At 71.0% G+C, this 26280-nt stretch carries 26 protein-coding genes; 18 read left to right on the top strand and 8 right to left on the bottom strand.

The genetic code is table 11. The features are described 5' to 3' along the window. Positions 1-21: 21 nt before the first annotated feature. The 8 genes from pgsA to ABMQ42_RS04000 all read left to right on the top strand — a co-directional run bounded on the left by pgsA (position 22) and on the right by ABMQ42_RS04000 (position 5072). Entirely contained in the window at positions 22-594 is a 573-nt protein-coding gene (gene pgsA, locus ABMQ42_RS04035; protein WP_349721575.1) for a CDP-diacylglycerol--glycerol-3-phosphate 3-phosphatidyltransferase, read from the top strand. Further along, positions 591-1076: a CinA family protein gene (locus tag ABMQ42_RS04030; protein WP_349721574.1), complete on the top strand. Its 486-nt coding sequence runs from the start codon at positions 591-593 to the stop codon at positions 1074-1076. The genes pgsA and ABMQ42_RS04030 overlap by 4 nt, the downstream gene beginning before the upstream one ends. 147 nt (positions 1077-1223) lie before the next feature. Beyond that, positions 1224-1532 carry a helix-turn-helix domain-containing protein gene (locus ABMQ42_RS04025; RefSeq protein ID WP_349721573.1) on the top strand — a complete coding sequence of 103 codons (309 nt, stop codon included), beginning with the start codon at positions 1224-1226 and terminating at the stop codon, positions 1530-1532. A gap of 3 nt (positions 1533-1535) precedes the next feature. Further along, positions 1536-1757: a DUF3046 domain-containing protein gene (locus ABMQ42_RS04020; RefSeq protein ID WP_349721572.1), complete on the top strand. Its 222-nt coding sequence runs from the start codon at positions 1536-1538 to the stop codon at positions 1755-1757. Between the two features lie 238 nt (positions 1758-1995). Beyond that, positions 1996-3048, top strand: coding sequence for a recombinase RecA (gene recA, locus ABMQ42_RS04015; RefSeq protein WP_349721571.1), 1053 nt, complete (start codon positions 1996-1998; stop codon positions 3046-3048). Between the two features lie 2 nt (positions 3049-3050). Further along, positions 3051-3668, top strand: coding sequence for a regulatory protein RecX (locus ABMQ42_RS04010; RefSeq protein WP_349721570.1), 618 nt, complete (start codon positions 3051-3053; stop codon positions 3666-3668). Between the two features lie 64 nt (positions 3669-3732). Continuing rightward, positions 3733-4071 carry a PadR family transcriptional regulator gene (locus ABMQ42_RS04005; RefSeq protein WP_349721569.1) on the top strand — a complete coding sequence of 113 codons (339 nt, stop codon included), beginning with the start codon at positions 3733-3735 and terminating at the stop codon, positions 4069-4071. Continuing rightward, positions 4068-5072 carry an HAAS signaling domain-containing protein gene (locus tag ABMQ42_RS04000; protein ID WP_349721568.1) on the top strand — a complete coding sequence of 335 codons (1005 nt, stop codon included), beginning with the start codon at positions 4068-4070 and terminating at the stop codon, positions 5070-5072. The genes ABMQ42_RS04005 and ABMQ42_RS04000 overlap by 4 nt, the downstream gene beginning before the upstream one ends. Before the next feature lie 4 nt (positions 5073-5076). On the opposite strand, the gene ABMQ42_RS03995 is transcribed toward ABMQ42_RS04000, so the two are convergent. The 6 genes from ABMQ42_RS03995 to ABMQ42_RS03970 are packed head-to-tail and all read right to left on the bottom strand — an operon-like array spanning position 5077 to position 12503. Continuing rightward, positions 5077-6030 carry a 1-phosphofructokinase family hexose kinase gene (locus ABMQ42_RS03995; RefSeq protein WP_349721567.1) on the bottom strand — a complete coding sequence of 318 codons (954 nt, stop codon included), beginning with the start codon at positions 6028-6030 and terminating at the stop codon, positions 5077-5079. Positions 6031-6076: 46 nt separating this feature from the next. Next, complete coding sequence (locus tag ABMQ42_RS03990; protein ID WP_349721566.1) at positions 6077-8320, bottom strand: efflux RND transporter periplasmic adaptor subunit; 2244 nt, start codon at positions 8318-8320, stop codon at positions 6077-6079. Further along, on the bottom strand, positions 8313-9251 hold the full coding sequence (locus ABMQ42_RS03985; RefSeq protein ID WP_349721565.1) for a hypothetical protein: 939 nt from the start codon (positions 9249-9251) through the stop codon (positions 8313-8315). The genes ABMQ42_RS03990 and ABMQ42_RS03985 overlap by 8 nt, the downstream gene beginning before the upstream one ends. A 17-nt stretch (positions 9252-9268) precedes the next feature. Beyond that, complete coding sequence (locus ABMQ42_RS03980) at positions 9269-10501, bottom strand: ABC transporter permease (RefSeq protein WP_349721564.1); 1233 nt, start codon at positions 10499-10501, stop codon at positions 9269-9271. After that, complete coding sequence (locus tag ABMQ42_RS03975; protein ID WP_349721563.1) at positions 10498-11196, bottom strand: ABC transporter ATP-binding protein; 699 nt, start codon at positions 11194-11196, stop codon at positions 10498-10500. The genes ABMQ42_RS03980 and ABMQ42_RS03975 overlap by 4 nt, the downstream gene beginning before the upstream one ends. Continuing rightward, positions 11193-12503: an efflux RND transporter periplasmic adaptor subunit gene (locus tag ABMQ42_RS03970; RefSeq protein ID WP_349721562.1), complete on the bottom strand. Its 1311-nt coding sequence runs from the start codon at positions 12501-12503 to the stop codon at positions 11193-11195. Before ABMQ42_RS03970 ends, ABMQ42_RS03975 begins: the two co-directional genes overlap by 4 nt. 157 nt (positions 12504-12660) lie before the next feature. On the opposite strand from ABMQ42_RS03970, the gene miaB reads away from it, so the two are divergent. From miaB to ABMQ42_RS03935, 7 genes are read left to right on the top strand one after another with little or no spacing between them, the layout of a single operon-like run. Continuing rightward, positions 12661-14217 carry a tRNA (N6-isopentenyl adenosine(37)-C2)-methylthiotransferase MiaB gene (gene miaB, locus ABMQ42_RS03965; protein WP_349721561.1) on the top strand — a complete coding sequence of 519 codons (1557 nt, stop codon included), beginning with the start codon at positions 12661-12663 and terminating at the stop codon, positions 14215-14217. Next, the gene (gene miaA, locus ABMQ42_RS03960) at positions 14156-15121 is read left to right on the top strand and encodes a tRNA (adenosine(37)-N6)-dimethylallyltransferase MiaA (RefSeq protein WP_502884604.1); all 966 of its coding nucleotides are present in this window, start codon (positions 14156-14158) and stop codon (positions 15119-15121) included. The genes miaB and miaA overlap by 62 nt, the downstream gene beginning before the upstream one ends. Positions 15122-15163: 42 nt before the next feature. Then, positions 15164-15691: a hypothetical protein gene (locus tag ABMQ42_RS03955; RefSeq protein WP_349721559.1), complete on the top strand. Its 528-nt coding sequence runs from the start codon at positions 15164-15166 to the stop codon at positions 15689-15691. Continuing rightward, complete coding sequence (locus ABMQ42_RS03950) at positions 15688-16107, top strand: GNAT family acetyltransferase (protein WP_349721558.1); 420 nt, start codon at positions 15688-15690, stop codon at positions 16105-16107. The genes ABMQ42_RS03955 and ABMQ42_RS03950 overlap by 4 nt, the downstream gene beginning before the upstream one ends. A 31-nt stretch (positions 16108-16138) precedes the next feature. After that, positions 16139-16666 carry a dihydrofolate reductase family protein gene (locus ABMQ42_RS03945; RefSeq protein WP_349721557.1) on the top strand — a complete coding sequence of 176 codons (528 nt, stop codon included), beginning with the start codon at positions 16139-16141 and terminating at the stop codon, positions 16664-16666. Positions 16667-16687: 21 nt separating this feature from the next. Next, positions 16688-17551: a diaminopimelate epimerase gene (gene dapF / locus ABMQ42_RS03940; protein ID WP_349721556.1), complete on the top strand. Its 864-nt coding sequence runs from the start codon at positions 16688-16690 to the stop codon at positions 17549-17551. A gap of 26 nt (positions 17552-17577) precedes the next feature. Then, entirely contained in the window at positions 17578-18567 is a 990-nt protein-coding gene (locus ABMQ42_RS03935; RefSeq protein WP_349721555.1) for a phosphotransferase family protein, read from the top strand. A gap of 10 nt (positions 18568-18577) precedes the next feature. On the opposite strand, the gene ABMQ42_RS03930 is transcribed toward ABMQ42_RS03935, so the two are convergent. Beyond that, the gene (locus ABMQ42_RS03930; protein ID WP_349721554.1) at positions 18578-19219 is read right to left on the bottom strand and encodes a class I SAM-dependent methyltransferase; all 642 of its coding nucleotides are present in this window, start codon (positions 19217-19219) and stop codon (positions 18578-18580) included. Positions 19220-19272: 53 nt separating this feature from the next. Between ABMQ42_RS03930 and hflX the strand changes: the two genes are divergently transcribed. After that, positions 19273-20769: a GTPase HflX gene (hflX, locus tag ABMQ42_RS03925; RefSeq protein ID WP_349721553.1), complete on the top strand. Its 1497-nt coding sequence runs from the start codon at positions 19273-19275 to the stop codon at positions 20767-20769. A 9-nt stretch (positions 20770-20778) separates the two neighbouring features. On the opposite strand, the gene ABMQ42_RS03920 is transcribed toward hflX, so the two are convergent. Beyond that, positions 20779-22671, bottom strand: a complete 1893-nt coding sequence (locus ABMQ42_RS03920) for a prolyl oligopeptidase family serine peptidase (protein WP_349721552.1) — start codon at positions 22669-22671, stop codon at positions 20779-20781. 263 nt (positions 22672-22934) lie between these two features. Here ABMQ42_RS03920 and ABMQ42_RS03915 point away from each other — a divergent pair, with 263 nt between their 5' ends. Further along, a complete protein-coding gene (locus ABMQ42_RS03915; protein ID WP_349721551.1) occupies positions 22935-23903 on the top strand; it encodes a methylenetetrahydrofolate reductase in 969 nt (322 codons plus the stop codon). After that, positions 23900-26224 carry a 5-methyltetrahydropteroyltriglutamate--homocysteine S-methyltransferase gene (metE, locus tag ABMQ42_RS03910; RefSeq protein WP_349721550.1) on the top strand — a complete coding sequence of 775 codons (2325 nt, stop codon included), beginning with the start codon at positions 23900-23902 and terminating at the stop codon, positions 26222-26224. Before ABMQ42_RS03915 ends, metE begins: the two co-directional genes overlap by 4 nt. Positions 26225-26280: the final 56 nt, after the last annotated feature.

The following is a 26280-nucleotide window of genomic DNA, read 5'->3' as shown; positions in this document are numbered from 1 at the left end:
CGCTCCTGGGATACTGAGACGGTGAGCGTTCCCCGCCAACTTCCCAACACGATCACGATCGTGCGCATCCTGTGCGCGCCGGTCTTCCTGTGGATGCTGCTGGCCGACGCCGGCGCCGACGGGCCGTTGCGGTGGTGGGCGGCGGTGCTGTTCATCGTCGCGATCGCGACCGACGGCATCGACGGCCATATCGCGCGCAAGAACGACATCGTGACCGATCTCGGGAAGATCCTCGACCCGATCGCCGACAAGGCACTCACCGGGTGCGCGTTCGTCGGCCTTTCGATCCTCGGCGAGCTGTGGTGGTGGGTCACGATCCTCGTGCTGGTGCGCGAGATCGGCATCACCGTCTATCGCTTCATCGTCGTCAGCGACCACGTGCTGGCGGCGGCGTGGATGGGCAAGCTGAAGACGGTCGCACAGGCGGTGGCGCTGAGCCTCGCGCTGCTGCCGTTCTTCACGCTCGTGGGCGACTGGGTGCTGTGGGTGAACTGGACTCTGATGGCGATCGCGGTGGTACTGACGGTCGCGAGCGGCATCGACTACATCGTCACCGAGGTGCGTGCCGCGCGGGCGAAGAAGGCCTCGCGATGACGGCGCTGCCCGAGGCCGAAGAGGCACTGCGGCGCCTGGGGGAGCGCGGCTGGACCATCGGTGTCGCCGAGTCGCTCACCGGCGGGCTGCTGGTCTCCGCGCTCGTCGACGTGCCCGGTGCATCGGCGCACGTGCGCGGCGGCGTCGTCGCATACGCGACCGATCTCAAACACGCCATTCTCGGGGTGGATGCCGCGCTCCTGGCCGCGCACGGTCCGGTGCATCCCGACGTCGCGCGGCAGATGGCCGAGGGCGTGCGCACGGTCACCGGGCGCGACGGTGTGCGCACCGACGTGGGGGTCGCGACGACCGGGGTCGCGGGGCCCGAGCCGCAGGGCGGTCAACCGGTCGGCACGGTGTACATCGGCGTGTCGACGCCGGAGGGCGCGCGGGTCGTCCCGTTGTCGCTCGACGGCGGTCGTGAGCAGATCCGGCACGCCTCCGTCCGGCACGCTCTGCGGGCCGTCGTCGAAGCGATCTGACACGTCGGGAACACCCGGCGTCACAGTTGCGTTTCATTCGGCGATTCCCATGTATTCCACAGAGCGTGGGATTAGTCTGACCGGCACAGGTGTTGTACTGTTATGCACCCGGACAGCGAGGGAATCACGGTGAGGAGGGGGCCCGAAATGATCCTGGTTCGACAAGAGATCGGCGAAGTGCTTCGCGACTTCCGCCAGCAGAAGGGGCACACCCTCCGACAGGTCGCCGGCCGCGCCAGCGTGGCGCTCGGCTACCTCAGTGAGGTGGAGCGGGGCCAGAAGGAGGCCTCGAGCGAGATCCTCGCGTCGGTGGCCGAGGCGCTCGATGTGCCCATCTCGACGATCATGCGCGAGGTCGGCGATCGCATCTCCGTGCTCGAAGGCCTGCAGACCTTCCCCGACGTCGTCCCCGACGACCTCGTGGCAGAGGTCGGCCCCGAGCTGTCGCTGCGCTGACGCGTGCGGCGCAGCGAGTTCCAGCGCGCGGTGGCCGGTGAGTTCGGCACGCGCGCTGCCGCATTGGTCGCGGATCTGTCCCTCCCGTCGCTCGGTGGGCGCACCTCGGCGGAGGCGATGGATGCCGGAGTCCCGCCGCGTGAGGTCTGGTTCGCCCTCTGCGAGGAGATGGACGTGCCCGAGTCGCACCGGCATGGAGTGGGGCGTCTCGAACCGCGCCGCTGACACGGTGAGGCGCGGCGTGTCGTCGAAGATAGCTTCGAGGTGCGCGTAGGCTCCTGCACAGTGGAGTCGCGAAGGCTTCTGTCCACAGATTCGAGCGATCCGGCGACGGATGTCGGAACCCGCCCCTACCGTGGACAGCGTCGAACGACACCTCACGCCTTGTCGCAGCATCCGCCCCCCCCGGGACGGGTCGCGACAGCCTACAGGCGACGGAACACGAGTGCAGAAGGAGCACGTCATGCCCACACCTCAGGATCGCGAGAAGGCCCTCGAATCGGCTCTCGCCCAGATCGACCGGCAGTTCGGGAAGGGCTCGGTCATGCGGCTGGGCAGCGACGAGCGCGCGCCCGTCGAGGTGATCCCGACCGGGTCGATCGCCCTCGACGTCGCCCTCGGCGTGGGTGGCCTGCCGCGCGGGCGCATCGTCGAGATCTACGGCCCCGAGTCGTCGGGTAAGACGACACTCACGCTGCACGCCATCGCCAACGTGCAGAAGGCCGGCGGCATCGCGGCGTTCGTCGACGCCGAGCACGCCCTCGACCCCGACTACGCCAAGAAGCTCGGCGTCGACATCGACGAGCTGCTCGTGTCCCAGCCCGACACCGGTGAGCAGGCGCTCGAGATCGCCGACATGCTGATCCGCTCGGGGGCCATCGATCTGGTCGTCATCGACTCGGTGGCCGCTCTCGTGCCCCGTGCCGAGATCGAGGGCGAGATGGGCGACTCGCATGTCGGCCTGCAGGCCCGGCTCATGTCGCAGGCTCTCCGCAAGCTGACGGGTGGGCTGAACCAGACCAAGACCACCGCGATCTTCATCAACCAGCTGCGCGAGAAGATCGGCGTGTTCTTCGGCTCGCCCGAGACCACCGCGGGCGGCAAGGCGCTGAAGTTCTACGCGTCGGTGCGTCTGGACATTCGCCGCATCGAGACACTGAAGGACGGTGCCGATGCCGTCGGCAACCGCACGCGCGTGAAGGTCGTCAAGAACAAGATGGCGCCGCCGTTCAAGCAGGCGGAGTTCGACATTCTGTACGGTGTCGGCATCTCGCGCGAGGGCAGCCTCATCGACTTCGGTGTCGAACAGGGGATCGTCAAGAAGTCCGGCTCGTGGTACACGTACGAGGGCGATCAGCTCGGCCAGGGCAAGGAGAACGCCCGCAACTTCCTCATCAAGAACGAGGACGTCGCCGCCGAGATCGAGAACAAGATCAAGGCGAAGCTCGGCATCGGCGTGCCCAAGGCCGTCGAAGAGCCTGCCGAAGACGAGCTGGCCCAGCGCCGCCCGGCCTGATCATGACGGCGGAGAACGGGGGCGAGGAGTCGCTCGCCCCCGTCATCCCCCTCTTCGGGGCGACCGATGCCGCGCCGGCCGAGCCCACGTGGCACACCACATGGGACGCCGATTCCGACGACGAGACCCTCGGTGAGGTCGAGCTCGACGAGCGTACGCAGGCCGAGCGGGAGATCGCCGAGAGCAATCTCACCCGCAAGCTGCGCACGCGGCAGCTGTCGGTGTCCGAGGCCCGGGCCGTGGTCGCCGAGCGCGACCTGGACGGCGACGTGGTCGAGGCCGTGATCCACGACTTCCGGCGGCGCGGGTATCTGGACGACCGGGCCCTGGCCGAACAGCTCGTGCATGCGGGCGTGGAGCGCAAGGGGCAGGGGCGCACCGCGATCGCGCAATCGCTGGCGAAGCGCGGCATTCCGCGCGACGTCGTCGACGCCGCGCTCGCGGCGCTGCCTGACGACGACGCCGAGCGCGCGCTGGCGTTCGCGCGGCAGAAGGCGCGCGCGATGCGCGGACTGGAGCGCGACGTGGCGCTGCGGCGCCTCGTCGGCCAGCTTGCTCGGCGAGGGTACGGGGCGGCGGCGATGGATGCTGCGCGGCAGGCTCTGGACGAGCAGCGCTGACGCAGCAGACCTTGCTACACAAGTCTTGCTTGACAAGCCTTGTGTAGCAAGATAAGTTCTGGCCATGGACGAGACGGCCGAGCGCATCGCGACGAACATCCGCAAAGGGGTGCTCGAATACTGCGTTCTCGCGCTGCTCGCCGATCGTGACATGTACGGACTCGAGCTGGCGAATCTCCTGGGGGAGCGACAGCTGACCGCCAGTGAGGGCAGCTTGTATCCGCTGCTCGCGCGCATGCGGGAGTCCGGCAGTGTCGACACCCGGTGGGAGTCTCCGGGCGGCGGTCGGCCGCGCCGCTACTACGCGATCACCGATCGCGGCCGTGTCCAGCTTGAGACGTTCACCGCCGTCTGGCGGTCGATCGGTCCACAGGTCGATGAGCTCGTGAAGGGGCGTGCATGATGATCGACGAAGCCGAATCCCGCGAGGACGCGCAGGTGAAGGACTACCTCGCAACCGTGAACAGGGAGCTCGCCGGAGTGCCGGCGACCACACGCGAGGCCATCCTCGACGACCTGCGCGCGCACATCGCCGATGCGCGCGAGTCGGGTCGCTCGGCCGCGCAGGTGCTCGGTGCGCTGGGCACCGCGCGGGCTGTCTCCCGTGCGTCCCTGGCAGAGCTGGGCGACGGCGACAACGAGAGCGCCGCCGGTCGCGCACGGACGATCCTGCTGTCGGCCGGCGTGGTGGGAGCCGTGGTGATCGGGGTGGTCGTGGCGTTCCTCATGATGAACGACGTCTACCCGCCCGACCAGGGTGAGGCGGCGGCCGATCAGCCGGGGCTGAACCCGGGCTACCCGTTGCTGGCGGTGATCCCGGTTCTGCTCCTCGGAGTCCCGTTCGTCATCCCCGCGCGGTCGCGCGGCCGGGCGACGATGATCATCGCGATCCTCATGACCGTGTTCTTCGCGGGCGTCCCGCTCGTGCAGAACATCCTCGCGCTGTTCGACGTGGGGTTCGGCAACGAGCTCCTCTGGCGGGTGTACCTCTACCTGCCGATCGTCTTGCTGGTCTGGTTCGCCGTCGGCATCCCCCGATCGCTCTCCCGAGGCGGCGATCCCGCACGCTCACTCGGTCTGCGGATTACGGGCGCGGTGGTGTTCGGCCTGGCCGCGGTGGCGCTGCTGCCGGCGCTGCGGCCGTTGGGTGAGGGCGATGCCGCGGTGCTCCTCACGATCTCGGTCGGCCTCGTCGTCACCGTGGGCTCGGCGGTGCTGTTCGCCCTCGGACGGGGATACACGATCCTCGCAGCGGCATGGGTGCTGGCGCTCGTCGTCGGGATGACGCGCGCATCGATGGTCTGGGACCTCTACTGGACCATCGGTGCCTCCGCTGTGGCGCTGTGCCTCGCGGGTGTCGCTGCGGCGTTCGCCCGACGCCGCACGGGAGACCCGGCGGTCTGAGGCGTCATGCCCGTGCGAGCACCTCTTCGAGTTGCGCGACCGTCTCCGCGTCGCCGAGGGCCGTGCCCGGCAGGGCGGCCGTCGCGGCGCCGCTGGCCGAAGCCGTGCGGAACGCATCGGCCGTGCTGCGGCCCTGCGCGAGGCGGAGGACGAGCCCCGCGAGAAAAGCGTCGCCCGCGCCCACCGTGCTGCGCACCGTGACGGGGGCGGCGGGGAGCGTGAGGACCTCGCCCTCCGAGACGAGCACCGCACCGGCGCCGCCGAGGGTGAGAGCGACCAGGGCGCTGCGCCGGTCGGCGACCAGCTGCTGCGCGGCGGCGATCTGGCTGTCGAGATCGGTGATGTCGGTGCCGACGAGCTCGGCGAGCTCCCTCCTGCTCGGCGCGACCACGTGCACGCCCTCGTCGAGCGCGGCGCGCAGCGACGGCCCCGACGCGTCGATGATCGCTCGCGCGTCGCGCCGGGCGGCGAGCCGGGCGATGCGGGCATAGAAGTCGTCGGGAACGCCGGGCGGCAGGCTGCCGCTGGCGACGATGTACCCGCCCTCGGGAAGATCCTGGTCGACGGCATCCAGTACCGCCTGCCACTCCTCCTCGACGAGCTCGGGACCCTGCAGCACGAAGCGGAACTGGTGCCCGGTGGAGTCCTCGTCCACCGTGAAGCTCTCGCGGGTGCTGCCGCCGATCGGGATCACCCGGGCCGGCAGCCCCTCTGCCTCGAGAAGCTGCCGGTACGCCTGCCCCGTCGGGCCGCCCGCCGTGTACAGCGTCGTGGTGATGCCGCCGAGGTTGCGGATCGCGCGCGAGACGTTGACTCCGCCGCCGCCCGGATCCAGTCTCGTTCCACCGCAGCGCATCTTGTGCTCGGGGACGACCCTCTCGGTCGAGGTCGTGACGTCGAGGGCGGGGTTGACCGTGACGGTGAGGATGGGGGCGTGGGGGCGTGCGGCGTCGGACATGTCGCCAGAGTAGCGAGAGGCATGGCCGCGCCGCACTCCCCGGCGTCTAGCGCGACGGGGGCCCGCCCTGGCCGCCGGAGAACCCACCGCCGGAGAACCCGCTCCCCGAGAATCCACTGCGGCCGCTGTTCGAGCCGCTCAGCCCCGAGAGGCCGCTCGAACCGCTGTCGTCGTCGCTTCCGGAGGTGATCGCCTGGTCCAGATCGGCCAGGATGACCTGCTGACCCGCCTCGAGACCCTTCGTGATCTGGATCCGCTCGCTGCCCTGGGCGCCGACCTCGACCGAGACGGTCGTCGGCGCACCGTTCTTGAGGACCTGCACCGTCGACGTCGACCCGCTCGTGGTCACCGCCGAGGTGGGGACCGTGAGCACGTCCTGCGAGGTCGAGACGGTCACGGTGGCGCGCGCGGTGGCGCCGATCCGCAGATCGTCGTCGCCCGCGTCGATGGCGACGGTCACCGAGTATGACGGCGTGGACGTCTCCGAGACGTTCTGCACACCGATGCTCGCGACACTCCCCGTGTAGGTCTTGCCGAAGGCGGGCAGGGTGACGGACGCTGTCTGCTCGGCCGCGACCTTCGCGATCTTCGCGAGCGGCACCGTGGAGGTGACGACGTATCCGCCGTCGCCCTGCACGGTGATCACGGCGCTCGTCGACGCGGCCGAGACATCGTCGCCCGCGGCGAGGGCCACGGACACGACGGTCCCGGCGATCGGGCTCGTGAGCGTCGCGAACGTGAGGTTCTGCTTCGCGATCGCCACGTCCGAGGTCGCGACCTGGATCTGAGCGCGGTCGGCGAGGATGTCCTCCGCGGTGATGGTCTTCGAGCTGGCGCCCGAGCCGGATCCGGATCCCGACCGACTGCCATCCGTCCCCGTGGAGGCGGAGGCCGTGGAGGTGGTGGACGTGGATGCCGCGGCCGACGTGGACAGCGAGGAGAGCAGGCCCGATGAACTCGCGGCCTCCGTCGTGGACGTGCCGGAGGTGTCCGATGTCGCGCTCGTGTGCGTCGACGAGGACGTCTTCGCGGTCGTGGATGCCGACGGCGAGGGCGTGGCGGATGCGCTCGGCGTGGCGGATGCGCTCGGCGTGGCGGAGCCGTTCATCGCCGTGGTCAGAGCCGTCACGGCGTCGTCGAGGGCGTCGGCGGCCTTCTGCAGAGCGCTCTGGGCGTCTGCGGTGGCCTGCTGCTTGTCGAGCGTGTCGGAGATCGACGACTGGCAGTCCTTCAGCAGCGACTGGGTGTCGGCGAGCTGATCGGCGGACGTGGTGCCGGAGGAGTCGTCGGAGGACGCGTCACCCGTACTGGTGCCGGTCGTCGTGTCATCGGACGTGTCGGTGCCGGTGGCCGCATCCGACGAGTCGGTGTCGCTGGTCGTGTCGCTGCTCGTGTCGGAGGTCGTGTCGCTGCTCGTGTCGGAGGTTGCGGCATCCGAGTCCGTCGACGGCGTGATGGTCCCGTCGGCGTCGATGGTCGCATCGAGGAACGGCGCGCAGACCGTCTGGGCATCGGTCGTCGCCTGCGCCGAGGCCGTCTGCGCGTCTGCGGCGATCGTGTACTGGGCGAGCAGAGCGTCCTGCGCGTCGGTGACCTTCTTCTTCGCGGCCGTGACGGCGGCGCTGTCAGCGGTGCTCGTCGACCCGCTGTGCGATGACCCACCCTGTGTCGATCCGCCCTGTGACGTTCCGCTCTGTGAGGTTCCGCTCTGTGAGGTTCCGCTCTGCGTCGATCCGGACGGGGACGAGCCCGACGAGGAGCCCCCGCCGGATCCGCCGCTGGACGGCGAGGCGCCGGCGGAGCCGCCCGTCGACGCGCTGCCGGACGACGACGAGCCCGTGGAGCTCGTCGAGCTCGTGGTGGTGGACGATCCGCTGCTCTGGGCGTCGAGGTCGTCCTCGAGCTGCTGCTTGGCGGAGGCCAGCGTGTCTTGGGCAGTGGTCACCGCGCTCTTCAGGGAGGTCTTGTCGAGTGTGGCGAGCTTCTGGCCCGCGGTGACCTCGTCGCCGAGGGAGACGAGGACCGACCCCACCGTGCCGGAGACCTGGAACGCCGCGGCCACGCTGTCGGAGGACGACACCTGCCCGGTCAGAGCCAGGGTCTCGGTGACGTCGGCCTTCTCTGCGGTGGCGAGTCGGTACCGGCCGTCATCACCGCGGGTCGCGGCGAACGCGACGCCGGTGCCGGCGCCGACGACGAGCACGGCGACGGCGCCGGTTGCGATGAGCTTGTTGCGCCGGGAGGCCAGCAGACCGCCGAGACCATGGCGCCCGGAGGCGGTGTCAGCCATTCGTGGTCCCCTGATCGTCCTGGTTCGGCCGGTCACCGCCGCGCCCGCCGAAGCCGGTGCCCGACGAGCACGTGCCGTCGGAGGAGGGATCGGACAGGGTCAGCGCCGTCGCGTCGAAGCCGCCCTTGTCGTCGGCCTTGCCGGTGGCGCGCACGCACAGCCCCTCGGCGATCGCGTCGGCCGTGGCATCCTTCGTCGCCGTCACGACGGTGTCGCTCGACAGGGTGACCGTCTTCGTGGAGGTCGATCCGTCCTGCGAGGTGGTCTCCACGGTCAGCGACGTGGCGCTGGCCTTGGTCACCGAACCCGTCGTGAATCCGCCGAATCCGCCGCCGCCCTGAGTGCCGCTCTGCCCGCCGCCGGGGGCGCCCGACGGGGCGCCGGAGGGCGCGGTGCCGTCCTGCGGCATCCCCGTGGGCATGCCCTGTCCGCTGCCGTCCTGCGGCATGTCGGTGGGCGCGCCGCTCGGCTGTGCGCCGCCGCCGAAACCGCCTCCTCCTCCGCCGAAGCCGGTGGAGCAGGAACCATCGTCGTCGGGCTGGGTGACGGTGACCGTGGTGGCGGTGTCTTCGTCCTGACCGGTGACGGCCATGACGCAGTCGCCGACCGCGATGCTCGACGCCTTCACGGTGCTGGTCTGCTTCACCGTGGTGTCGGAGGTGTAGCGGACCGTGGTCTGCTCGTCATCGCCCTGCACCTGCAGGGTGCCGTCGTCGGTGGCGGCGATGAGGCCGAAGATCCCGGCGCCCTGGGCGTTGCCGCCCTGGCCGCCGCCGTTCTGCTGGCCCTGCGCCGGAGCCGACGCGCTTGCGGCGGGATCGGCGCTCGCCGACGTGCCGGAGCAGCCGGCGAGCGCGATGAGGAGGGCGGCCCCGCCCACGAGGGAGGCGGTCACGGCCGTGCGTCGGCGGGTGAAGGTGATGGTTCGCATGGATGTCTCTTCTTTCGTCACTCGCTGCGAAGCGCGTCGATGGGGGTGAGGCGTGCGGCCCGTGTGGCCGGGTACACGCCGAAGACGAGGCCGATCGCGACGGCCACGCCCAGGGCGAGGAACATGGTGGGAACGGAGGCGATGACCGAGCTGCCGATGAGCGGGGGCAGCACCCAGGTCGCCACCAGCCCGATGAGAACGCCGAGGATGCCGCCGCCCAGGCCCAGGATCGCGGCCTCGACGAGGAACTGGCGGCGGATGGCCCCCGGCGGCGCTCCCAGCGCCTTGCGCAGCCCGATCTCGCGGGTGCGCTCGGTGACCGACACCAGCATGATGTTCATGACGCCGATGCCGCCGACGAGCAGTGAGAGCGCGGCGATGCCGGTGAGCAGCACGGTCAGCGTCTGGTAGATCGACGTGGCGGTGTCGACGAGGGCGTCCTGGCTCGAGACGGTGAAGTCTGCGCTGTCGGCGTCGGTGATGCCGTGCACGTTCAGGAGGATCGCGTTGACCTCCTGATACGCGGCCGACAGCACCTGGTCGGAGGCCGCCTTCACATAGATGGTCGACACACTGTCGGCGTTGGTGCCGCCCATGACGGTGTCGGCGGCGGTGGACAGCGGGATCACGGCGATGTCATCGAGGTTGGTCGATGAGCTCGAGCCGGCCGCGGCCAGCACCCCGATCACCTCGAAGTCGGTGCTGTCGATCGTGACGGTCTGGCCGACGACGGAGGTCGTGCCGAACAGCTCGTCGGCCGTCTCCGAGCCGATCACGACGACGTGCGCCTCGGTGTCGTACTGCTCCTGCGTGAAGAACGCGCCGACCTCGAGGGTGCGCGAGCGCACCGTCGGCCACGACACCGTCGTGCCGGTCACGCTCGTGGTCCAGTTGGTCGTGCCGGCTTCCACCGACAGCGACGAGGTCTTCTCCGGGGCGACCGCACCCACATCAGGGGCGGCGACCGAGGAGTGCAGAGCGTCTGCGTCCGTGGCCTTCAGCGTCGCCGCCGAGCCGAAGCCGCCGCGCACGCCGCTCGAGTCGGTGCTCGATCCGGGGGAGACGATGAGCAGGTTGCTGCCCAGCGAGCTGATCTGCTCGCTGACGTCCTTCTGCGTGCCCAGTCCGAGGCCGACGGTCACGACGACGGCCGCGATGCCCACGAGGATGCCGAGGATCGTCAGCAGCGAGCGCAGCGCGTGTGTGCGGATCGCGTGCCACGAGGTGGCGAGGGTCTCCGACCAGTTCACGCGGCCGCCTCCTCGCTCGGTGCGTTGGAGACGATGACGCCGTCGCGCACCGTGACCATGCGCCGCGCGCGCCGCGCGACGTCGTGCTCGTGCGTGATCAGCACGATGGTGCGGCCGGCGGCGTGCAGCTCGTCGAAGAGCCCGAGCACGTCGTCCGTCGACACCGAGTCCAGGTTTCCGGTCGGCTCGTCGGCGAGGATCATCGTCGGGTCGCCCGCCAGCGCCCGCGCCACGGCGACGCGCTGCTGCTGACCGCCGGAGAGCTCGCCGGGCCGGTTGTTCAGGCGATCGCCGAGCCCGACGCGCTCCAGGGCCGCGGTGGCGCGCTCGCGGCGCTCGTCCTTGTCGACCTGGCCGTAGACCATCGGCAGCTCGACGTTGCGCAGCGCGGTCAGGCTCGGCAGCAGGTGGAACTGCTGGAACACGAACCCGATCTGGCGGTTGCGCACCCGTGCGAGCGACACCTCGCTGAGCTTCTCCACGTCTTCGCCGCCGAGACGGTACGACCCGCTGGTGAGCACGTCGAGGCATCCGAGGATGTTCATCAGCGTCGACTTGCCCGAGCCCGACGGACCGACGATGGCGACGTACTCGCCCTCGTCGACCGTGAGGTCGATGCCGCGCAGCGCCTCGAACTCGATCTCGCCGCTGCGGTAGGTCTTGCGTGCCCCCGCCAGCTCGATGACTGCGCTCACTGGTTGCCGCCCTGTCCGCCCGGGAAGCCGCCGCCCTGACCGCTCTGGCCGCCCTGGCCGCCGCCCGGGAAGTCACCGCTGGGGAAGTCTCCGCCGCCCGGGAACTGGCTGTTCCCGTTCTGGCCGTTCTGGCTGTTCTGCGTGCTGTTTCCGGAACCGGACGGGGTGAAGGATGCCACGAGCACCGTGTCGCCCTCGCTGAGTCCCGAGGTGATCTCGGTGTAGTCGTCGGCGGTGTCGCCGGTCTTGACCGTGGTCTTCTTCTGGGTGCCGTCCGAGGCGACGACCGTGACGGTGCTGGTGCCGTCGGTCGTGGTGACGGCCATCGACGGCACGGCCAGCACGTCGGTGCGGCGCTCATAGACGATCGAGATGTCGACCGAGACCCCGTCGAACAGGCCCGTGCCCTTGCCCGTGATGTCGATGGTGACCGGGTACTCGGCCGAGCCCGACGACGTCGACGGGAGAAGGCCCACCTCGCTGACGGTGCCGTAGTACGCGGTGCCGTCGTCGGTGCTGAGCTCGACCTGGTCGCCCTTGGTCACGTTCGCGATATCGGTCTCGCCGATCGACACGTCCACGCTCCACGAGTCGGTGCTCACGATCGTGAACGCGGCGCTCGACGAGCTCGACGAGCTGGAGGACGAAGAGCTGGATGCCGCGCCCTGGCCGCTGGAGGACGAACCACCCGCTCCGCCGGACGAGGAGCTGCCCGACGAGCCGCCGGACGACCCCGACGAGATCTTGTCGCCCACGGCGACATCGACGGCCGTCACGAGGCCGGCGTCGGGCGCGACGAGGGTCGCGTCGTCCATGGCGTCCTCGGCATCCGAGACCGACGCCTTCGCGACCTTCACGGCCGCCTCTGCCGCCGACACCTGTGCGGTGGCGGCACTCGTGCCGTCATCGTCGTCCTCCGCCGAGGCCAGCGTGGCCTTCGCATCCGCGAGGTCCGCCTTGGCCTGCAGCAGATCTGCCTTCAGCTGCAGGGTGTCGACGGTGGCGAGGGTCTGTCCCTTCTTGACCGTGTCGCCGGCTGCGACCTTCACTGCCGTCACGGTGCCCGACACGGCGAAGCTCACGCTGTCTTCGACGGCGGGCGACACGGTGCCGGTCGTGGAGACCGCCTTCTCCATCGTGCGCAACTCGGCGGTGGCGGTGCGGGTGACGGTCTCGGTGGCGCCGGCCTGGCTCGGAATGGCGAATCCGAACGCCCAGACCGAGAGGCCGACGGCGGCCACGGCGGCCACGCCGGTGGTCAGCCAGGCGCCTCGGGGGACGCTGCGGAAGAATGTGCGCGCTGTCATGCGGATCGGCTCTCCTCGGGTGAGCTCGCGATGCGGGTCGGCCACGACGGTACGCGGCGTGGCGATGGGAGACGTTTCGGCAGCTGATGAAAGTCCTATGTGCGTGTGGTCTCGCACGGGCCTGAGGTGCTCCGCCGCCTCGTAGAATGGCCTGATCATGTCTCCTGTCTCCACTGCCGTGTCTTCGGAGCCGACGCTCATCGCACCGTCGCCCGCCGCCGTCGATGTCGACGGCCGCGCCCGCACCTACGAAGTGCGCACCTTCGGCTGTCAGATGAACGTGCACGATTCCGAGCGGTTGGCCGGGTCCCTCGAGAGCGCCGGGTACATCCCCGCCGCCGACGACCAGGATCCCGACGTCGTCGTCATCAACACCTGCGCCGTGCGCGACAACGCCGCGGGAAAGCTGTATGGAACTCTGGGCCATCTCAAATCCAAGAAGGACGCCCACGCCGGCATGCAGATCGCCGTCGGAGGATGCCTCGCCCAGATGGACAAGCAGGCCGTCCTCGACAAGGCGCCCTGGGTCGACGTCGTGTTCGGCACGCACAACATGGGTTCGCTGCCCGGCCTGCTCGAGCGCGCCCGGCACAACGGCGAGGCCGAGCTCGAGATCCTCGAAGCGCTCGAGGTGTTCCCCTCCACGCTGCCGACCAAGCGCGACAGCGCGTACAGCGGCTGGGTGTCGATCTCCGTCGGCTGCAACAACACCTGCACGTTCTGCATCGTGCCGAGCCTGCGCGGCAAGGAGAAGGACCGCCGGCCCGGCGACATCCTGAACGAGATCCGCCTGCTCGTCGACGACGGCGCCGTCGAGGTGACGCTGCTCGGTCAGAACGTGAACTCCTACGGCGTCGAGTTCGGCGACCGGGAGGCGTTCGCGAAGCTGCTGCGGGCGACCGGCGACATCGAGGGGCTCGAGCGCGTGCGCTTCACGAGCCCGCACCCGGCGATGTTCACCGACGACGTGATCGATGCGATGGCAGAGACCCCGAACGTGATGCCGCAGCTGCACATGCCGCTGCAGTCGGGCAGCGACCGCGTGCTCAAGGCCATGCGCCGCTCGTACCGGAGCGCGAAGTTCCTCGGCATCCTCGACCGGGTGCGTGCGAAGATGCCCGATGCCGCCATCACGACCGACATCATCGTGGGCTTCCCCGGCGAGACCGATGAGGACTTCGAAGACACGATGCGCGTGGTCGAGCAGGCCCGGTTCTCCAGCGCCTTCACCTTCCAGTACTCGATCCGCGAGGGCACGCCCGCCGCGACCATGGAAGACCAGGTGCCCAAGGAGGTCGTGCAGGCGCGCTACGAGCGCCTGATCGCCCTGCAGGAACGCATCTCGCTCGAAGAGAACGAGAAACAGCTCGGCCGCGAGGTCGAGGTGCTCGTCTCGATGGGCGAGGGGAAGAAGGATGCCGAGACCCACCGCCTCACCGGACGCGCGCGTGACAACCGGCTCGTCCACTTCGAGCTGCCCGAAGGATCCGATCTGCCGCGTCCGGGTGACTTGGTGACGGTGACCATCACGCACGCGGCTCCCTTCCACCTGCTGGCCGACGCGCCCGACGGCGCGCCGCTGCGCATCCGCCGCACCCGTGCCGGCGACGCCTACGAGCGTGGCCAGTCCGACTCGTGCGCGGTGCCGTCGCATGGCGGTGCATCCGGCGGCGCGGTCTCGCTGGGCATGCCGACCATCGGGCTGCGGCCGTAGGGCGTTGAGCTCACTCTGGGCGATCGTCGGCGCCACCGGCACCGGCAAGACCGCGCTCTCGCTCGATCTCGCCGAGGCGCTCGCCGCCTCGGGCACACCCGCCGAGATCGTCAACGCCGACGCGATGCAGCTGTACCGCGGCATGGACATCGGCACGGCCAAGCTGGCAGAGAGCGAGCGCCGCGGCATCCCGCATCATCTCTTCGATGTGCTCGGGGTGACCGAAGACGCGGCCGTGGCCCGCTATCAGGGCGAGGCGCGGGCCGCCATCGAGCACATCTTCGCGCGCGGCGCCGACGCGATCCTCGTGGGCGGGTCGGGCCTGTACGTGTCGAGCGTGCTGTACGACTTCCGCTTCCCGCCGCGTGACGACGCGCTGCGTGCCCAGCTCGAAGAGGAGCTCGCCGAGCACGGCGCCGCGGTGCTGTACGCGCGGCTGCGCGCGCAGGACCCCGCCGCGGCCGCCAAGATGGACCCTCGCAACGGGCGCCGCATCGTCCGGGCGCTCGAGGTGCTCGCACAGGGCGAGGCCACGCATGGCGCCGCACTGCCGGACGAGCCTGTGCTCTGGCATCCCGACACCCGCCTGATCGGCACGCACGTCGAGCGTGCCGCGCTCGTGCCGCGGCTCGATGAGCGCGTCGTCCAGATGTGGCGCGACGGCCTGCTCGACGAGGTCGCGCAGTTGCGCGAGGCGGGCCTGGAACGCGGCACGACCGCTCCTCGCGCGATCGGCTACGCGCAGGCGCTCGCACAGCTGAAGGGCGAGAAGACCGAGGCCGACGCGATCGCCGAGACGCAGGCGCTCACGCGCCGCTACGCGCGTCGGCAGGTGTCGTGGTTCAAGCGCTATGCGGGTCTGCGGTGGGTCGAGCCGGGAGCGGATGCCGCGACCCGGCGCTAGATTGCGGCTGTGAAGAGTTGGCGCAACCAGTGGCCACCCGGCATGACCGTGTCGGTCGATGTGGGAGACCGATTCCTGCTGGAAATGCTGTTCGTGCGCAGCGCGTGGGATCTGGCGGCCGATCTGCCGGAGGTGGACCCCGCACCCGCCCAGGGCTCATCGCGGCTCCCCGCGCAGGCGAGCGCGGAGGCGTGGAGCGAACGGTGGCGCGAGGCGTGGCACCGGGACTGGGACGTGCTGCGGAATGAGCCGCGCGGCGTGCGCGCGCCGTCGTGGCGCGCGCAGTTCGGCGCCGATGGGCTCGACGAAGCGGCCCTGGAGCGGTGGATCACAGACCGGACGCCGGTGTCGCTTCCGCCGCTGGACGAAGAGCCCGAACGCCAGGTCGTGCCCGCTCTGCGGAAGGCGTGGGAGGCGGGCCTCGAGTCGGTCGTCGTGCTTCCTCTGCGCGGCGACTGGTCGTGGACGGCGTCGCCTCGCTGCCTGGTGGTGTCGGACGCGACCCGCGGCGACAACGGTCTTTACGCTGCCGCGTTGGGCCGCTTCGCGCGTGGCAGAATCGCGGAGTGAGCTTCACGATCCGCGCGTTTCGCACATGCGACACCGACCCCGTCGTCGCGCTCTGGGAGGAGGCGGGGCTCACCCGCCCCTGGAACGACCCGCGTAAAGACATCGAGCGCAAGCTCGCCGTGCAGCCCGAGCTGTTCCTCGTGGCCGTCGACGGCGACCAGGTCGTCGGCAGTGTCATGGCGGGCTACGACGGGCACCGCGGGTGGCTGTACTACCTGGCCTCCGCCCGGCGCGGCGAGGGGATCGGCCGTGCACTCGTCGCCAAGGCCGAGCGACTGCTGCTGGCGTCGGGATGCCCCAAGGTGCAGCTCATGGTGCGGCCCGAGAACGCTGCGGCCCGTGGCTTCTACGACGCACTCGGCTACGCGAGCTTCGACACCTGGGCGACCGGCAAGCGGCTCATCGCCGACGCGTGACGATGTCGGTGGCCGACGCGATGCTGGGGTGATGGTCACCCACTACTACACGGCATCGAGCCTCGACGGGTTCCTCACGACGACCGACCACTCACTCGACTGGCTCATGAAGCAGAGCATCGACGAGAACGGGCCGATGAACTACGGCGGATTCATCGCGGGCATCGGCGCGATCGCCATGGGGGCGACCACGTACGAGTGGATCCTCGCGCACAACGACGGGCCCTGGCCGTACACGCAGCCGACCTGGGTCTTCACGCATCGCCAGCTGCCGGTGGCCGAGGGCGCCGACGTCCGCTTCGCGCGGGGCGACGTGCGCCCGGTGCACGCCGCGATGACCGAAGCCGCCGGCGACGACGACCTGTGGGTGGTCGGCGGGGGAGACCTGGCCGGCCAGTTCGCCGATGCCGGGCTCCTCGACGAGGTCTGGGTGCAGTACGCGCCGGTCACGCTCGGCGCGGGTGCTCCGCTGTTGCCGCGCCCGCTCGACCTCGAACTGCTCGAGGCGGCGCGCAACGGGGCGTTCCTGTGCGGGCGGTACCGGGTTCTGCGATCCTGACCCGCCCGTAGGATGGTCCCGATGACCACCACGATCTCCTTCACCAAGGGCCACGGCACCGGCAACGACTTCGTCATCGTGCCCGACGCCGACGGCGCGCTCGACCTCTCGGCCGATCAGGTGGCGGCGCTGTGCGACCGTCGGTTCGGGATCGGCGGCGACGGGATGCTGCGGGTCGTGCGATCCGCGGCGATCGCGGCGGGGACGGATGCCGCAGCCGCCGGCGCCGAGTGGTTCATGGACTACCGCAACGCCGACGGGTCGATCTCGGAGATGTGCGGCAACGGCATCCGCGTCTTCCTGCACTATCTGCTGAAGACCGGCCTGGCGCAGCTGCCCGAGAACGGCGAGATCCTCATCGGCACCCGCAACGGCCCCCTGCGCATGACCCGCAGCGACCTGGGCTACGAGGTCGACCTTGGTGTGTTCCGCGTCGAATCGGGTGACGTGCTCGTGCGGGCCCGCGGGCTCGATGTCGCGCGGCCTGGGCTGGGCGTGGACGTCGGCAACCCGCACGTGGTGGTCGCGCTCTCCAGCGACGCCGAGCTCGACGGGCTCGACCTCACGGCCATCCCGATCCTCGACCCGGCACCGCCGGCCGGCGCCAACGTCGAGTTCGTCGTGCCCGGCGACCCGCTCGTGGTCGACGGCACCGGACGGGTGCGCATGCGCGTGTTCGAGCGCGGTGTCGGCGAGACCCTCAGCTGCGGCACCGGCGTCAGCGCCGCGGCCCTCGCCGTGCACGAGTGGGCCGGCGCCTCCTCGCCCGACGGCTGGCGGGTCGAGGTGCCCGGCGGCACGCTGGGAGTCCGCATCGTCGGCGACCACGTGCTGCTCTCCGGTCCCGCGCAGCTCGTGTTCTCGGGGGAGATCGCGCTGGCCTGACGGGCTGCGCGTGGGGGAGGCGCACGGTGACGCGCTCGGACGTCTTCTACGCACGGCTCTCCGACGACGTCATGCGTCGTATGGTGACGGCGGCGCTCGGGGGTGACGTGCACCTGCGGTCGTGGCGCGAACTGCACGGCGGTCTCTACAACCTCACCTACCTCGTGGAGCTCGACGGCTGCGAACACTCCCGCCTCGTGCTGCGCGCGGGCCCGCCGGCGGCTCATGAGCTGCACAGCGAATCGCGGCTCCTGGAGAACGAGGTCGCGGTGCTCCCGTTGCTGGCCGATCTGTCGGTCGGCGTGCCGCAGACGATCGCGTACGACGGGACGCGGGCTGTCCTCGACCGCGCCTACGCGCTTCAGACCGTGGTGGACGGCGAGCCCGCGATCCCCGTGCTGCGCCGGCTGTCGACACGCGCGCACGCCGCCTTCTACACGCAGCTCGGCCGGATCACCCGCGAGGTGCACGCGCTCGAGGGGCCCGGGTTCGGCGCGGTGCTCGGCGCGACCCACGCCCGTCTCGCCGGGGCGGTCGTCGAATCGCTCGACGCCATCGCGGCGGACTGCCGGTCGCTGGGGCTCGATGACCGCGACCTCACCGCTGTCACGGCCTGGGTCGACGCACACGCCGAGGTCTTCGACCGCGCGCCGACTCCCCGTCTGCTTGCGGGCGATCTGTGGACGCCGAACCTGCTCGTGGATCCGGACGCCTCCGCGCCGCCGATCATCACCGGAGCCGTCGACTTCGATCGCGCCTGGTGGGGCGACCCGGCCGCGGACTGGACGATCCGGATGGCGCATCGACTCGACCGGCCGGATCGTGACGCCTTCTGCGAGGGCTATGGCGCCCTCGAGCCCACCGGCCACGAGGCCGCTGCCCGCTCGCTCGTCTACGAGGCACGGCATCTGGGCGCAGTGCTGCTCGAGCGGTCGCGGCTCGGTGCACCGCGCGTGCGGGTCGACGACACGCGAGCGGCTCTCGGTGCCACTCGCGCAGCGCTCGAGTCGGTGTAGGGCGTGCGCGCTACGGCAGCTCGATCGGCTCCGTCATCGGCGTGCCGTGGCGGCGCACCTTCAGCACGCGATACCCGCGTCCCGTGGCGGCCCGATGCACGCTGAAGGTGCGGTCGAGCGTCGCGGCGAGCCAGCGCTGCAGCGAATCCGAGCCGAGGTTGCGCTGCACGACGAGCCACGCGTCGCTGCTCTCGTCCAGCCGCGGCAGCCAATGCAGCAGCATGTCGTGCAGGACGTTCTTTCCCACCCGGATGGGGGGATTCGAACGGATGCCGCGGAACACCACATCGGCGGGAACATCGTCGGGCAGCACGGCGTTGATGTTGTCGAGGCCGAGAGAGGTGGCATTGCGGCGGACGAGATCGAGAGAGCGTTCGTTGACGTCGACCGCCCAGACCGTCGCGTGCGGAGACTGCATCGCGATGCTCAGCGAAATCGGGCCCCAGCCGCAACCGAGGTCGAGGATGTCGCCGCCGGGCGGCGGCGGAGGCGTGTTCGCCAGCAGCACCTGGGTACCCGGATCGACGCGGTCGGGACTGAACACCCCGCCGGCGGTCGTGACCTCGATGTCTCGACCGGCCAGGTGGACCGTGATCGTGCGGAGATTCTCGGCACTTGCGGGCGACGCGCTGAAGTAGTGGTCACCGCTCATGATGCTTCAGCGTAGTGGAAGGAGGCCCCGTGCCGGAGACTAGAGTTGATCGAATGGATGAGACCACGCCGGACCCCGTCGACCGCGTGCTGGCGCGCGCCGACGCGCACTCCGGTGTGCGTGTCTTCGGTGCCGCGCAGGCGCTGCAGGACGCCGCGACCGCCGCGGGCGGCGACACCGACGGCGAGCAGTGGGATCGCGAGGAACGCGCGGCCCTCCGCCGCGTACCCGGCCTGTCGACCGAGCTCGAAGACGTCACCGAGGTCGAGTACCGCCAGCTGCGACTGGAGAACGTCGTGCTCGTCGGCGTGCACGCGCAGGGCGAGACCGAAGACGCCGAGAACTCGCTGCGCGAGCTCGCAGCCCTCGCCGAGACCGCGGGCGCGGTCGTGCTCGACGGCATGCTGCAGCGGCGTCCGCATCCCGACCCGGCGACCTACGTCGGCCGGGGCAAGGCGCAGGAGCTTCGCGATGTCGTGGCGGCGCTGGGCGCCGACACCGTGATCGCCGACACCGAGCTCGCGCCCAGCCAGCGCCGTGCGCTCGAAGACGTCGTCAAGGTCAAGGTGATCGACCGCACGACGGTGATCCTCGATATCTTCAGCCAGCACGCCAAGAGCCGCGAGGGCAAGGCGCAGGTCGAGCTCGCCCAGCTCGAGTACCTGCTGCCGCGCCTGCGCGGCTGGGGCGACTCGATGAGCCGGCAGGCCGGTGGCCAGGTCGGCGCCGGGGGAGCGGGCATGGGCTCGCGCGGCCCCGGCGAGACCAAGATCGAACTCGATCGCCGGCGCATCCGCACGCGCATGGCGCTGCTGCGCCGGCAGATCAAGGAGTTCGGCCCGGCCCGCGAGGCCAAGCGCGCGGAGCGCAAGCGCCACACCGTGCCGTCGGTCGCGATCGCCGGGTACACGAACGCGGGCAAGTCATCGCTGCTGAACCGACTGACCAGCGCGGGGGTGCTCGTCGAGAACGCGCTGTTCGCGACGCTGGATGCCACGGTGCGCCGGTCCGAGACCGTCGACGGCCGCATCTACACGCTCACCGACACGGTCGGGTTCGTGCGCAACCTGCCGCACCAGCTCGTCGAGGCCTTCCGCTCGACGCTCGAAGAGGTCGCCGACGCCGATGTGATCCTGCACGTCGTCGACGCGTCGCATCCCGACCCCGCCGCCCAGCTGGCGACGGTACGCGACGTCATCGGCGACGTGGGCGGGCGCGACATCCCCGAGATCGTCGTCTTCAACAAGGCTGACCTCATCGACGACGACGCGCGGCTGCTGCTGCGCGGCCTGGAGCCCACGGCGCTGTTCGTGTCGAGCCGCACGGGCGCGGGCATCGACGAATTGCGTGAGGTCGTCGAGCAGACGCTGCCCCTGCCCGCTGCCGACGTGACCGTCCTCGTGCCCTATGACCGGGGCGACCTCGTCTCGGCCGTGCACGAGACGGGCATCATCCTCGAGCAGGCGCACGAGGAGGGCGGCACGTTCCTGCACGCCCGCGTGGGCGCGCACCTCGCCGCGCAGCTCGCACCGTTCCTGGTCGCGCGCTGACCGGCGCCGTCAGCTCAGGGCCAGCGGCTCCACATCCGCCGGGGTGAATCCGAACACCGCCCCGAGGAAGGCCAGCTCACGGCGCAGGACGTCGATCGTGGTCTCGGGCCTGCGGAAGCCGTGCGCCTCACCCTCGTAGAGCATGTATGCATGCGGGACGCCGCGCTCGGCCAACGCCGCGCGGATCGCCTCCGCCTGGCTCGGCGGCACGACCGGGTCGTCGGCGCCCTGCAGCAGCAGCACCGGAACGCGGAAGCGCTCGGGGTGCGAGAGCGGTGACCGCTCGAGATAGACGTCCTCGGCCTCGGGCAGCGGGCCGATCAGACCGTCCAGGTAGCGCGACTCGAAATCGTGCGTGTCGGCGGCCAGCGCCCGCGCGTCGCCCACGCCGTAGCGGGAGATCCCCGCTGCGAACGCGTCGGTGTTCGTGAGCGCGGCGAGAACCGTCCAGCCGCCGGCCGACCCTCCCTCGATCGCCAGGCGTGCGGCATCCACCCGCCCTTCGGCGGCGAGACCCGCCGCGGCCGCGGCCACGTCCTCGACGTCGACCACTCCCCACTGCCCGCGCAACCGCTCGCGGTACGCGCGACCATAGCCCGTCGACCCGCCGTAGTTCACATCGAGCACCCCGATGCCGCGGCTCGTGAAGTAGGTGATCTTGGCGGATGCCGCGGGCGCCGTGTGCGAGGTGGGACCGCCGTGCACGAACACGAGGTACGGGGGCAGCTCGCCCTCCGGTCCGGCCGTCTGCGGGCTCGTCGGCGGATAGTCATAGGCGTGCACGTCGCCGTGCGGGCCCGGGAACGTCGCCGCGCGAGGACGCGGCGTCCACTCGGGGCCCCAGGCGGGCTGTCCGCCGGCGATCCGTTCGGTGCGCGACGGCTCGTCGACGTCGACCTGCCACGCCGCCGGCGTGCCGGCGAGCCCCGTGCCGGTGACCAGCACGCGATGCCCCCGGGCGTCTTCGACCGACGCGTTCGCGGTGATGTCGACGGAGAGGGGGGATGCCGCGCCCGTGGCCTCGTCGACGACCACGAGCTCATCGCCGCCGTTCGTGCGCACGGCGACGATCCTCCCGCCGTCGACGGGCTGGAACCAGCGCGTGCCGAGCACCCAGACCGGGCCGCCGGTGTCGGCATCGGCGGGTGCGACCGGGCGCGGATCGAGGTCGGCCGAGACCTGCACGCGCCAGAGGTTCCAGCGTCCGGCGGGGTCGTCCGCGTACACCAGCGCGTCGGGATCGACCCACACCGGCTGCACCGGTGAGCTGCCCCCGCCCGCGATCGTCACCGGGTCGGTCACACCGTGCGCTCCGATCCGGCCGACGCGCAGCCGCGCGCGGTCCCACGGCATGTCGGGGTGGTCCCAGGCGATCCAGGCGAGCCGCTCGCCGTCGGGGGAGAGCGCGGGATGCGCGACGAAGTCGCTGCCCGCGGTCAGGGAGCGCACGGCGCCGCCGGGGACGATCTCGGCGATGTCATGGGTGACGTGCGCGTCACGGTGCGTCTCGCGCACGGCCAGCAGCCGTCCGTGCTGCCAGCTCAGTCCGCCGAAGCGCTCGCCGGCGTCGGGAGGGGTCAGCCGCCGCGGAGCGCCGCCCGGCGTGTGCTCCCACACCGTCTGGTCGCTCTTCTCGACGAAGAAGAGGCGTCCGTCGTCGGATGCCGTCCACGCGCCGCCGCCGTACTCGTGCACGCGCGAGCCGACGTTCCAGGGAGCGGGCAGGAACACTCCGAGGCGTCGCGAGCGCACGGTCATCCGTCCACCCTCGGCGGGCACGGATTCGCCCCACCAGACGTCCTCGCCGACGAAGCGCGCCCCGTCGATGCGCGGAGCGGATGAGGCGGCGATCTCGGCGGTGACCGGCGACGGCCAGCTGCCGTAGGGGAGGGTGGCGGACATGCCCCCACGCTAGCCGGAGACATGCGTTGTGGGGCGCGGATGCGCGTGGCTACGGGCATATACCTCTGTGGATATGGACCTCGAAACAGTCCGTCACACCGCGTGACGCGGGGCGGCCGACCGCTTACGGTGGATCCATCGTCGCCCGGGCTTCCCGGGCAGGAGCGACAGCCGAGCCCGGCACCCGCCCGCACACACCGCGCCATCGCGCGCGGTGGCGGCCGACCGGCCCTTTCGCACTTGCCCATCGAACAGGAAGCACCATGACCCTCGCCGACGACCTGCAGCGCCCTTCGGGTGTCGTGCCGTTCTCCTTCGAGGTCTATCCGCCGCGCACCCCGGCGTCCACCGTCGCCCTGCACGACACGCTCCAGCGGCTCGCCGCCGCCGGGCCCCGGTTCATCTCCGTGACCTACGGTGCGGGCGGGTCGACCGGCGGTCCGTCGCTGGAGGTCCTGAAGTACCTGCGCGCCCACACCGACGTCGAGCCGCTCGCGCATCTGACCTGCGTCGGCAATACCTACGCCGGCGCCGCCCGTCTCATCCGGGAGTTCCTGGATGCCGGTATCCGCAGCTTCCTCGCCCTGCGGGGAGACCCGCCGGAGGGCTCCGTCGAGGGCGATCCCTTCCTCGGTGACCTCGAGTCTGCCGCCCAGCTCGTGCAGCTCATCGACCGGGTGCAGGCCGAGCGCGCGCCGTATGCCGAGGCGGGCATACGCGGTCTGCCGCGAGCCGCACGGGTCGTTCCCGGCGAGCACGTCGAGATCGCCGTCGCGGCGTTCCCCCACGGGCACCCGCGGTCGCGGCATCCCCGTGAGCACATCGATGCGCTGCTGGCCAAGCAGGCGGCGGGGGCGACGTTCGCCATCACCCAGCTGTTCTTCCACGCCGACGATTTCCTGTGCTTCGTCGACCGGTGCCGCGCGGCCGGCGTGACGATCCCGATCCTGCCGGGCATCATGCCGGTCACCTCGCCCCGGCGACTGGCCCGCGTGCTCGAGCTGTCGGGGCAGGAGGTCCCGGCCGAGCTGTCGATCGCCCTGCAGATCGAGCCCGACCCCGAGCGGCAGCGTGCCATCGGCATCGCCTACGCCGCCCGGCTGGCCGCCGACGTCGTCGCCGGCGGCGCCCCCGGCGTGCACCTGTACGCGTTCAACAACCATCAGACCGTCCTGGCCGTGCTCGACGAGGCCGGGATACTCACCCCCATCCAGAAGGAGACCGCACGATGACCGCATTCCCCGCCGGGACGATCCTCGGCTACCCCCGCATCGGCCGCCGCCGTGAGCTCAAGCGCGCCGTCGAGGCGCACTGGGCGGGCGCGCTCGACGAGGCCGCGCTCGAGCAGACCGCCGCCGACCTGCGCCGTGCCACCCGCGAACGCCTCGCGTCGCTGGGACTCGGGCGTGACGACTCGTCGATCCCCGAGTCGTTCTCGTACTACGACCAGGTGCTCGACGCGGCCGCCGCGTTCGGCGCGCTGCCGGCACGCTTCGCCGACCTGCGCGAGGCCGACGGATCGATCGGCCTGCGCGCCTACTTCGCCGCCGCCCGCGGTGACGCCGAGCGCACGCCGCTCGAGATGACCAAGTGGTTCGACACGAACTACCACTACCTCGTGCCCGAGATCGCGCCCGACACCGCCTTCGCGCTGACGAGCGACCGCTTCGCGCAGCAGGTCGCCGAGGCCCGTGCCGACAACGTCACGACCCGTCCGATCGTCGTGGGTCCTGTGACCTTCCTGGCTCTGTCGAAGCCCGCCGACGGTGCGCCCGAGGGCTTCGTGCCGCTGGACCGGCTTGAAGACCTGCTGCCGGTCTACGTCGAGCTGCTCGCGGCGCTGCGTGCCGCCGGCGCCGAGTGGGTGCAGCTGGACGAGCCCGCTCTGGTGAGCGAGTCGCTGGATGTCGCCCCCGCCGAGCTTGCGGCGGTCGCGGAGCGCGCCTACGCGGTGCTCGGTGCCGCGCAGAGCCGCCCGAGCATCGTGGTCGCCGCCGGGTATGCGCAGCTGTCGGACGAGAGCTGGCGGGTGCTGGCCGCCGCCCCGATCGAGGCCGTCGCCGTCGACCTCACCCGCGGTGGCGTCCCCGCCGCCGTGCCGGGCCTGGAGTCGAAGACGCTCGTCGGCGGTGTCATCGAGGGCCGCAACATCTGGCGCGGCGACCTCGCCGCCGCCTGGGAGAAGCTCGAGCGGCTGCAGGGGCTGGGCGCGGCATCCGTCGCCGTCGGCACCTCCACGTCGCTGCAGCACGTGCCGCACGACGTCGACGACGAGTCGGACCTCGACGCGCGCCTGCGCAGCTGGCTCGCCTTCGCCGACCAGAAGGTCGGGCAGGTCGTGGCGCTCGCCCGCGGACTCGTCGAGGGGCGCGCCGCCGTGGAGGCCGACCTGACGGCCGCGACCGAAGCGCTGACCGATCGCGCCGCCGCCGACGGCGTGCACGACGGCGCGGTGCGACCGCGTGCCGCCGCCCTCGACGAGGAGGCGTTCTCGCGCGGGCCGCAGGACGAGCGGGATGCCGCGCAGGAGGCCCTCGGCCTCCCGCTGCTGCCCACGACCACCATCGGATCGTTCCCGCAGACCGGCGACATCCGCAAGGCGCGTGCGGCGCACGACCGCGGCGAGCTCTCGACGTCCGACTACGAGGACGTGCTGCGGCTCGAGATCACCTCGGTGATCGGCCTGCAGGAGGAGCTGGGTCTCGACGTGCTCGTGCACGGCGAGCCCGAGCGCAACGACATGGTGCAGTACTTCGCCGAGCACCTCGACGGCTTCGCCGTCACCCGCAACGGGTGGGTGCAGTCGTACGGCTCGCGCGCCACGCGCCCGTCGATCCTCTGGGGCGACGTGTCGCGTCCCGAGCCCATCACGGTCCGCTGGGCGCAGTTCGCGCAGGCGCTGACCGAGAAGCCGGTCAAGGGCATGCTCACCGGACCCGTGACGATCCTGGCGTGGTCGTTCGTGCGTGACGACCAGCCGCTGGCCACGACGGCGAACCAGGTGGCGCTGGCGCTGCGCGACGAGATCGCCGACCTCGAGGAGGCGGGCATCCGGATCATCCAGGTGGACGAGCCCGCGCTGCGCGAGCTGCTGCCGCTGAAGAAGGCCGACCAGCCCGCCTACCTCGACTGGTCGGTGGCCTCGTTCCGCCTGGCGACGGCGGGGGCGGATGCCGCGACCCAGGTGCACACGCACCTGTGCTACTCGGAGTTCGGCGTGGTCATCGACGCGATCGCCGCGCTCGATGCCGACGTCACCTCGATCGAGGCGGCGCGCAGCCGCGGCGAGGTCATCGCCGACATTGCCGAGTCGGGCTTCTCGCGCGGCATCGGTCCCGGCGTGTACGACATCCACTCGCCGCGCGTGCCCCAGGTCGACGAGATCGTCGATCTGCTCGAGCAGGCGGTCGATTCGATCCCGGTGCGCCGCGTGTGGGTCAACCCCGACTGCGGTCTGAAGACGCGGGCCTACCCGGAGACGGTGGCGGCACTGGGCAACCTGGTCGCCGCGACCGAGCGCGTGCGCGAGGGACGTCTCGTGCAGAGCGTCTGACGACATGACGAAGGGCCCCGGGTGTCTCCCCGGGGCCCTTCGTCATGCTCGACACG

The sequence above is a fragment of the Microbacterium sp. KR10-403 genome (assembly GCF_040196215.1).
Classification (GTDB): domain Bacteria; phylum Actinomycetota; class Actinomycetes; order Actinomycetales; family Microbacteriaceae; genus Microbacterium.
Note: the sequence above shows the minus strand (reverse complement) of the source record. Positions and strands in the feature narration are given on the sequence as shown.